Source organism: Dyadobacter sp. SRI_021, assembly GCF_057586235.1.
Map to the genome: position 1 here is coordinate 1 of NZ_JBYCZM010000032.1, position 5,062 is coordinate 5,062.

Here is a 5,062-nt window from a genome sequence, read left to right on the forward strand (position 1 = left end):
TAGAGTATATATATAAATTAGAATTAAGATTAAGAATCTTAATATCAAATTTATCTTGTTGGTTGATTTCTCGAACGGTTATACGCTCCGAAATAGCATCTTCATAAAATTCCGCTTTTAGAAGGCTTAACGTGAAAAGTGCCATCGCATTTGCGAGATCTATTGCAACAAGCGATCCCTGTCGATGCTTGAGGAAATGCCTATAGTCACTCTTAAGGTTCGTTAAATTGGTGTGTAGCCTGCCAGAGTAGCTATCCCTTTTAAGGAAAAAGCGATTTTCAGCAATTTGTTGAATCATCGACATATGCGCGTTGTGTGAAGCTATGATCCTGTGCTGGTTTCGTATGTTAGCAGTCACTAGCTCATTTTGCCTTGTCTCTATCAAATGGCCCATCGCGCCCGGGATATCAATATCCAACCCTTCGAAGCTCTTAATGAGCGTTGTAGGGATATCGCCATCATCCCGTAGTTCTTCAATCTGATACCTGTTACGAAAAAGCGACATGTCGTATACTGGTTGAAGTTTTCCCGGTGTTCGATAATGAGCGGTGAGCCGATATCCCTTTGATTTTCCGCCCACGATGTATTGATTATCGCTTTCCAATACGCCAGCCGTACACAGATATTCAAGATATTTCTGATAGTTGTGCATTTTACCCTTTAGGATCTGAGAATTTAGGTTTAGGAAGGCTAAGGGGTCACCTTTTAGTATTCTGTGATCAAGCGAGGGGATCTCCGCCATTAGCCCGACAAGGTAATGCAACCAGTCTATATGAGGTCTGAACCCTTGGGGTTTATGCTCTTTTAGAAGCTTTTCCAAGTCTAAGTTTTCAGGAATTATGACTGTTTTAAAGTGTTCATCACTTGACGTGATAGGAGCTAAGGCGCTTTCGAAGGGTTTCTCGTCGAGTGGTTGTGCCTCATGAAAGTCTGGAAGCGAGAGATCGAAAGAGCCTAAATGTGAGGAAGCGCCACTTTGGGCGACTTTTGAAAATTTACCCATAATTATTGGAATTTTAGAAGCATTTCGAGTCGAGTAAGCAGAATCGGAGTGTTCTCCACTGACTACCAAATCTCGCCGCGATTTGCAGGTTGATATTTTGTTAATGGAGAATGTCTAGTTGCTCAAAATAGTAGCTCGCTTGCCTTCTTGCATCCAGCTATACAGCTCTGTCTTGCTGAAGTAGAGCCTATTCCCCCGCTTGATGTGGGGAATTTCTCGTCGAGATACCATTCCGTATAGAGTATGGATGGACTTGCAGAGTAGATTTGCTGCCTGAGCCAGGGTGAGGAATTCGTGCTCCTGAGTTGAGGAGCTTGTGTTCAGGAAATCAACGAGCAGTTTTTCAAGACTGCTGATGCGCTGCTCAATGCCTTTCAGCGTGTTTACTTCGTGGTTCATTGCTTCTTTGTTTGGTTATGAAGCAAAAGTGCAACGAAGCTAAACCACGCGAAATGTGATCACATTTGTAAGATGTGTGATTGCCGTTTTTGGGCTATAGGTTGATGTGTGATCACACTTTTCGTTTGTCTTGATCACGCTTTTCTACCATATGCCAATGGCTATAAAGAGTGCGTTTGTCAAATCCGAATAGTAGAGCGATACTGTCGGTAAACCACTTAGCCCTTGACCCAGGCAGAAGTGTCGAGAGCAGTTGCGCAAACTCGATCTTAATGTTTTTCTTTTTGATATCTTTCGTAATCGCGTGTTTGAACCTCTTATCGGTAGTGGTTTGTATACCGGATTTTAGTACCTCGTGAAGGATGAGACGTAGCTCTTGGAACTCAAAGGGCGTTAGCGTTGATTTTGTTGGATTGAGAAATGCGAGATGGCGATCAAGCACCGGTTCGATAGCTATGTCATATTTGGGTGGTAAATGAGATTGCTGTATGACTGCACGAGGCTTTTCAATGCGTATTAGCGGCGCAAGATCATTGATGGGTGCGATTTCATACTTGAACTTCCTGTCGTCGGCGTGAAGCCTAAAACTACTATTGGTGCCTATCCTTTTGGAAAGTTCTAAATCGCAGGCAAGATGATGTTTTGCGCGCAGTTCGAAATTTAAAAAAATTGCTTTGATAAGCTCAAAATAGGGATATAACAAACTGGACACGTTGATGCGCTCCATAATCACAAGCATCCGATGCCCGTAAAACCAGGCTCGTTTCGCATTCGTGTCTGTATCCCAGTAGCGTTCTACTACTTCATTCCAGAAGGAGGCGAAGGACTGCTCCACAAGTGGATAAAGTGCAAATCGTATCTGCTCGCCAACATAGTCTTCGAACATCATATATTGGTCGAAATACCCATTCTCAATTTTGGGTAGCCAGTTGAGAATTGATCTCTCGTCTAAGAATTTTTCAATGTCCTGTAATGGATAGGGCTTTGGCTGAATAGGGTTCATATGGTAATTATCATTCAAGACGTATTTATACTTTATAATTGTGTGGTAAAGAATAATTCGCGGCGTTTGAGTGTCCTTAGATTACAAGTACTTGATTGCTCATTTGGTTGCCATTACTTAGGAGGATTATCGACCGGGGAAATTTTATTAATATTCGTCAATAATCCAATAACTCACAGTTTGGGAGAGGGTCACGCTTCAAGGGGCTAATCTAAAAAACCGACCAAAGTGATTACATGGGGGACTGACAGAGCGATGAGCGGGATCTTAGTTAGTTTCAAAGGGTGTGCTTCGCAAATGTCAGCTTACCTGAAAAGCCTGGGCAAGACGAAATCGGGCTGATCGATCTGTCGGAGCGTTGCTCACGACAGCGGCGCTGCCTGTACAGAGCACGCCTGGAAATAGCTGAAAAAGGATATTGCTAAAAGTGCAGTGGAGCTAGCCGGGTACAAGCAGCAGTTGCACAGGGAAGGACTGGATACGGGAAAGAATGGAGGAATGAGCTTAGGCAGGCAAAATGCTCCGATTAGAAAAATTATAATTCAAACCTTGCTTCTGGAGGTGGATTTCGAGTTGCTATATTAGGCCGCATAATACCCGATGATAGAGGAATTAGAGCACTACGAAATTTCCAAATATTTATATTAATCGTTATTGTATGAGACCACAGAACAGAATAAATAATCCCGAGCATATTGACAGACTTTTAATCGACAACGATTTAAAAGATGGAAAACTTGTTATTGTTCAATTCTCTGACGAATTATATACCGACAAAATACTTGGCGAATTAAATGAGCTTTGTTTAAATTATGACGAGAATTTCAGCATTCGTTTTTATGGACATTATCAGGGTTCTTTTAATTGTAAGACACTCTTAAAACTGCCAAACATAAAAGCTCTTTGGCTTGACTGTCTATCGAAGGCCGACAATTTAGAAGTGTTAACCGAACTGCAAAATTTAAGACGATTAGGTCTAGGTGTATTTGAACTTAAAGAGACGGAGATTTTTCAAGCAAACAATCTCAAGGGCCTAGAAAAATTAATTATCTGTGATACAAGGACAAAGGCTCTTAATCTTCAATATTTAGAGGACTACAAACACTTAAATTATTTAATCATTTCCGGACACACTAAAAACATTGACGTTGTTGGAAAATTAACGGGGATGCAATATTTAGGTTTAAATTCAATTTCAAAAGCTAAGCTAGGTTTTGTCAATAATCTAAAAAGGCTTAGAACGCTACGTTTTGTTTTAGGTGGGCGTGAGAATTTAGATGAAATCGAAGAAAATGAAATTGAGACTCTCGAAATAATTCGAGTCAGATCATTTAGTAGCTTTAAGAATATTTCCAACTTTAAAAATTTAAATGCTCTTTTAATTGAAGACCAAATACAATTTAAAGAACTACAATTCGATACAGAAATCTCTACCATGACAGACTTGAAATTGATCAACTGCAAGACTTTTAAGTCGTTGACAGGGTTGGAAAAATTAAGCGGACTTAAACAGTTGAGGATTTACAAGACAGATATAAAATTTGATGAATTCATTAAACAGCATTTGCCAAATTCACTAGACACCTTTGCATTTTATACTGCAAAGACAAAAATTGACAAGGAGATTAAAGAAAGACTTTTAAAGTTAGGATACAAAGATGGGATCGACAGATGACGACGGTTTGACCTGAGAAGTGTTTAATGAAAAATGATAACGTGCCAAGACAGATGTGATAATTGTGGTTTAGTGCTCAGCAGACTGTGTTATGGCTATAAAAGGCTGTTCTCCTCTTAACCTTGTAGCGAGGAAAAATGCAGCCTGCTGCATTTTCTTTCGAAATAATTAATCAGGACAGAACCAAGAAAACGCTGGTGCGGGTCGGATAAGGCATGTTATGTTAAACAACATTACACAGAACAAGAGGTTGCGGTCTATTGGGCGAAGTTCTTGGTTTTTTGTGCAAGGAAAGCAGAGGCTTCGCTTATGGTCATAGGAACGTATCAGTAAATTCTGGGAATATCAATTGTAGTTGGCTGGATTAGTGTAGCCTTCTGGCCGTCATGGCGAACTTTGTAATAAACGACCCCAAACATGTGGCTTAAGAAGGAAATGGCTTTAGAAAGCTCTTTATCGCTTGAGGAGCATTCCAATTGTTTTGAATACATCCCTCTGATGTCAAAAAAGGGATAGGCGAACCAAGCCACTTGATTGGGTTTAGTCCCTGGTTTTATTATCCAATTGCCTTCTGTAGTACATATGTTCGCCAAAATTTTGCTCGAGGTGATGGACGCGAGATTACCGTCGTATCGTGTGCTATCAACCTGCCCCAAACCATTAACGCGGAAAATAAACAAGCCCCATGAAGGCTTGCAACTCACAGGTGGCAAATTAACCCCCATGCTCAATCGATCCTCTAGATCTTTTTTGTCCCAGATCCTGAATGAAAAATTCTCAGGTCGAATATTCGCTGTATCAGGCTGATAGTTCTTTGGGCGGGGCAACTCCTCATATCCCGGTAACGCAAAAAGCTCAATTTTAGCGGCATTCTTTGCACCGTCTGAGACTTGAGCTAATACCGGACCACTGTAGAAGCCAACGACCACGATTAAATAGATTAGTTGTCTCACGATAGAAATTTTAATTCGGAGTGTAGATA

Annotated in this window: 5 protein-coding genes; 1 reads left to right on the forward strand and 4 read right to left on the reverse strand. The window is 40.8% G+C overall.

The features are described 5' to 3' along the window. The 3 genes from AC2YIT_RS32035 to AC2YIT_RS32045 form a co-directional block, all read right to left on the reverse strand. A partial coding sequence (locus AC2YIT_RS32035) for a hypothetical protein (protein ID WP_487281923.1) occupies window positions 1-1,003 on the reverse strand: 1,003 nt, incomplete at its 3' end. Window positions 1,004-1,117: 114 nt separating this feature from the next. Continuing rightward, window positions 1,118-1,402 carry a helix-turn-helix domain-containing protein gene (locus tag AC2YIT_RS32040; RefSeq protein ID WP_487281924.1) on the reverse strand — a complete coding sequence of 95 codons (285 nt, stop codon included), beginning with the start codon at window positions 1,400-1,402 and terminating at the stop codon, window positions 1,118-1,120. A gap of 112 nt (window positions 1,403-1,514) precedes the next feature. Further along, a complete protein-coding gene (locus AC2YIT_RS32045) occupies window positions 1,515-2,405 on the reverse strand; it encodes a hypothetical protein (protein WP_487281925.1) in 891 nt (296 codons plus the stop codon). 658 nt (window positions 2,406-3,063) lie between these two features. On the opposite strand from AC2YIT_RS32045, the gene AC2YIT_RS32050 reads away from it, so the two are divergent. Beyond that, window positions 3,064-4,080, forward strand: coding sequence for a hypothetical protein (locus AC2YIT_RS32050; protein WP_487281926.1), 1,017 nt, complete (start codon window positions 3,064-3,066; stop codon window positions 4,078-4,080). 326 nt (window positions 4,081-4,406) lie between these two features. Here AC2YIT_RS32050 and AC2YIT_RS32055 read toward each other — a convergent pair. After that, window positions 4,407-5,062, reverse strand: a 656-nt coding sequence (locus AC2YIT_RS32055) for a hypothetical protein (RefSeq protein WP_487281927.1), incomplete at its 5' end; no start/stop codon positions are given.